This is a genomic window from Moraxella sp., from assembly GCF_024227015.1.
Taxonomy (GTDB): Bacteria; Pseudomonadota; Gammaproteobacteria; order Pseudomonadales; family Moraxellaceae; genus Moraxella.
The window spans coordinates 1-3,690 of the sequence record NZ_JAAELD010000283.1; the positions used below are offsets into that span (position 1 = coordinate 1).

Annotated in this window: 6 protein-coding genes and 1 pseudogene; all 7 read right to left on the reverse strand. The window is 43.0% G+C overall.

Translation table 11 applies throughout. The features are described from left to right. Nucleotides 1-276 (reverse strand): tRNA-dihydrouridine synthase (locus tag GY683_RS06475; protein ID WP_297287966.1); only part of this gene is annotated, 276 nt, incomplete at its 3' end. A gap of 65 nt (nucleotides 277-341) precedes the next feature. Beyond that, a complete protein-coding gene (rpmG, locus tag GY683_RS06480) occupies nucleotides 342-497 on the reverse strand; it encodes a 50S ribosomal protein L33 (RefSeq protein WP_003659281.1) in 156 nt (51 codons plus the stop codon). A gap of 42 nt (nucleotides 498-539) precedes the next feature. Next, nucleotides 540-776, reverse strand: coding sequence for a 50S ribosomal protein L28 (gene rpmB / locus GY683_RS06485; protein ID WP_036362158.1), 237 nt, complete (start codon nucleotides 774-776; stop codon nucleotides 540-542). 272 nt (nucleotides 777-1,048) lie between these two features. Beyond that, a complete protein-coding gene (locus tag GY683_RS06490) occupies nucleotides 1,049-1,390 on the reverse strand; it encodes a HopJ type III effector protein (RefSeq protein WP_297287967.1) in 342 nt (113 codons plus the stop codon). A 96-nt stretch (nucleotides 1,391-1,486) separates the two neighbouring features. After that, nucleotides 1,487-1,654 (reverse strand): annotated as a pseudogene (gene csrA / locus GY683_RS06495) (carbon storage regulator CsrA); the annotation flags it as partial. A gap of 245 nt (nucleotides 1,655-1,899) precedes the next feature. Beyond that, nucleotides 1,900-3,186 carry an aspartate kinase gene (locus GY683_RS06500; RefSeq protein WP_297287968.1) on the reverse strand — a complete coding sequence of 429 codons (1,287 nt, stop codon included), beginning with the start codon at nucleotides 3,184-3,186 and terminating at the stop codon, nucleotides 1,900-1,902. A gap of 218 nt (nucleotides 3,187-3,404) precedes the next feature. After that, on the reverse strand, nucleotides 3,405-3,690 hold a 286-nt coding region (locus tag GY683_RS06505), incomplete at its 5' end, for a carboxymuconolactone decarboxylase family protein (protein ID WP_297287969.1).

Consider the following 3,690-nt stretch of genomic DNA (forward strand, 5'->3'; position numbering starts at 1 on the left):
CCGATCTTCGGCAAGCTTATCAGGTTCTGCACCTGCAATTTGAGCAGAAATGGGTGCGATTTCACCGTCAAAATTAGCACGATAAAGCGATTTTTTGCGTGCGTATAAAGCAGTATCGGCGATGATCATTTCACTGACCGCATGACCTGCGCCAAATGACTTGGATAGTCTTCTAAACGGATTATCAGTAACGCCTGCCATTGGGGCAACGATCAGCCGATTGGTGATGGTTTGATTGCCGATATTGAGCGGTGTTAGTAGAGGGTGTGTTGTCATTGCCAAACCTAAAAATCTAAGAAAAAGACCACCAAAATGGCGGTCTTTTTATCATTAAAGCAAAATTACTTGATTTTTGCTTCTTTGAATAGAACGTGTTGGCGAATTTTTGGATCAAATTTTTTGATTTCCATTTTGCCAGGCATGGTACGCTTGTTCTTAGTAGTGGTGTAGAAATAACCAGTACCAGCGGTAGAAACTAGTTTAATTTTATCTCTCATGATCGTGTCCTTAAAACTTAATCTAAATGGAAAAATCTAAAATTAGATTTTTTGACCTTGTGCGCGTAGGTCAGCAAGCACTTTTTCGATGCCGTGCTTGTCAATGATGCGCATACCTTTAGATGATACACGAAGACGTACGAAGCGGTTTTCAGACTCTACCCAAAAACGATGGTTGTGTAGGTTTGGTAGGAAGCGACGACGGGTTTTGTTGTTCGCGTGTGATACGTTGTTACCCACTAGCGGGCGCTTTCCAGTCACTTGACATACTCGAGACATGGTGAACTCCTAATAATACATGGCGCGGATATTGAGCGGTATCGGGTGCGCCGTTTGGACAAGGTGCCTTATTAATGGTATGGACATAGCACAAATTTGACCAAACTATAAAGTTACACCATTCTTTTTTGTTGTTAAAGGCGACAACAATCAAGAAATGGCAGAAAAATTAAAGCCCAAATTATATAGTAAATTTACCCGAATTTCAAGTAAATTATATCTAATTTGGGATTTTTAGCATTTATTTGATATTTGAAATCAAATGGTAAGTATTAACGAGCGGTTAGGGCGTTCTTTTGAAGCCCGATACCTTGCCAGCCATAATGCATAAAATTACGGATATTGGCATGATCAGTACCATCAGGATTGCCCAATACAGATTGATAATGCTCAGCGAACAGTTTTAATGTGTCCAGCTGATTCAACCCGTGTAGCTTGGCTAAGCTGAATACTTTGGCGGACCCTTCATTGGTGCCAGCTGCATTCACAGCTTCACCATTGCTAAATTCAACAGGCGTATAATCATAGTTGCCATCGATGAATGCAATCACGTCAGCGAATTTTAGTGCACCTGTTTCGATGCCATTTAGTAGAGCAGAGATACTCGTGGTCATGATGTCACCCTGTAATTATCGATTGAAGTAGTCATCATCATCGAATGATGGCGGTGCGAAGTTGCCTTGTTCTAGGTGGCTCATGTGTGCCTGCATAGAGCGCTCATGCTGAATGCGTTGATAGATCTCTTCGCGGTGAACAGCGATGTCTTTTGGGGCGTTCACGCCTAGGCGAACTTGGTTACCTTTGACACCAAGAACAGTTACGCTGACTTCATCACCAATCATTAAAGTTTCGCCAACACGGCGAGTTAGGATTAACATAAATAGCTCCTTGCACTATAAAAATAAAGTAAACTCGATTACGTTAAACGCTGAAATTCACTCACACAAAAATAAAAAATACCCAAGTTGCTATTATAAGGCGCGTTGGATATTTTGTCAGCATTTTTTAGAATGAGTTATGTAAATTTTTCTTATTAATAATTTACAACCATGCTAAAATCGTCACTATTGTTGATGGAATTTTAAGCAATTATTTGATCAAAATTCCATCAGTTGTCAGCCGATCATAGGCCGGCAACTTTGCTTTCGCCATCTTCACGATCCAGACCGAAAGCGGTGTGTAGAGATTTAACGGCTTTTTCTAGGTGCTGTTCTTGGATAAGTACAGAAACTTTAATCTCAGAAGTTGAGATCATTTGTAGGTTGATGTTCTCAGATGCTAGTGTGTCGAACATCTTGCTGGCAACACCTGCGTGAGAGCGCATGCCCACACCAACGATCGATACTTTGACAACTTTATCATCGCCAACGATCTTGGTTGCGCCGATGTCGTCTTTGACTTTCTCGTTTAGGATTTTTAGGGCTTTATCATAGTCGCCACGAGGCACAGTAAAGCTAAAATCAGTCACGCCGTTCTCAGAGATGTTTTGGATAATCATGTCCACTTCGATATTAGCGGCACTAACTGGGCTTAGGATAGCAGATGCGATGCCTGGACGGTCTGGTACACCAAGCAAGACAATTTTGGCTTCATCGCGGTTAAAGGCAATGCCTGAGATTACGGCACGTTCCATATCATCTCCTTCGTCAACGGTAATCAAAGTACCGACATTTTGTTTAAATTCATCATCAAATGCGCCATCTGTACCTTCATCAAAACTAGAAAGGACGCGCAGTGGCACATGGTATTTACCGGCAAACTCTACCGAGCGGATTTGTAGTACTTTTGAGCCAAGTGATGCCATTTCTAGCATTTCTTCAAAAGTGATTTTTGAGAGTTTCTTGGCTTTTGAGGTGACGCGCGGGTCAGTGGTGTATACACCATCTACGTCGGTGTAGATTTGGCATTCATCAGCACCAATGGCAGCGGCAATCGCAACGCCTGTCGTGTCTGAGCCGCCACGACCCAGTGTCGTTAAGTCGTTATGCTCGTTCACACCCTGAAATCCTGCAACGATCAGCACTTTGCCATCAGCAAGTTCGCGTTTTAGGTTGTCAGCGTTAATGTGCTCGATGCGTGCCTTAGTGTGCGTGGTGTCAGTTTTAATGGCAACTTGGCGACCTGTCATGGATTTGGCATCTACGCCTAGGTCCTTTAGCGCCATCGCAAGTAGGGCGATAGAGACTTGCTCGCCGGTAGCAACCATCTGATCGTATTCGCGTGGATCTGGGTCGTTGCTGATTTCTCTGGCAAGACCGATCAGTCGGTTTGTTTCACCGCTCATCGCCGATACCACAACCACAACTTGATGTCCGTGGTCATGCCAGCGCTTAACTCGGGCTGCGACATTCTTGATGCGGCTGGTGTTACCCATTGAGGTGCCGCCGTATTTTTGTACGATTAACGCCATTGTGTTTGCCTTTTAATTGCTAATAGAAAACCCAAAGGTTCTTGATAAATTGTAAAAATTATAACCCAAATCATTCTTAAAATAAACTGATAAATTCATCAAAAAATTTAATGAATTTCTGTCTATTTAGTATGGCAAAATCATTTGAATGACTTTGATGTTAATATTCTGATAACTTCAAATGGTTAAAATGTCGCCACAAGCTTCTACTAGGTCTGTCAAATTTTATCCAGTTCTGTCAAAATCTCAACCGCTGCACGATAAGCTTCTTGGGTAGCTGGTGCGCCACAATAAGGCAAGCTGTGCAGTAGTACTTCTTGGATTTCTTCAACACTGGCGCCATTATTGATCGCGCCGCGAATATGACCCTTGAGCTCGGTTGGTGACTTCTGAGCGATCAAAAAAGCCATCGTAACCAAGGAGCGTGTTTTTTTGTCAAGTACACCGCACTGCCAAGTAGAACCCCAAACGTGCTCATTGGTCCAGTCTTGCAGGGGTGCGGTA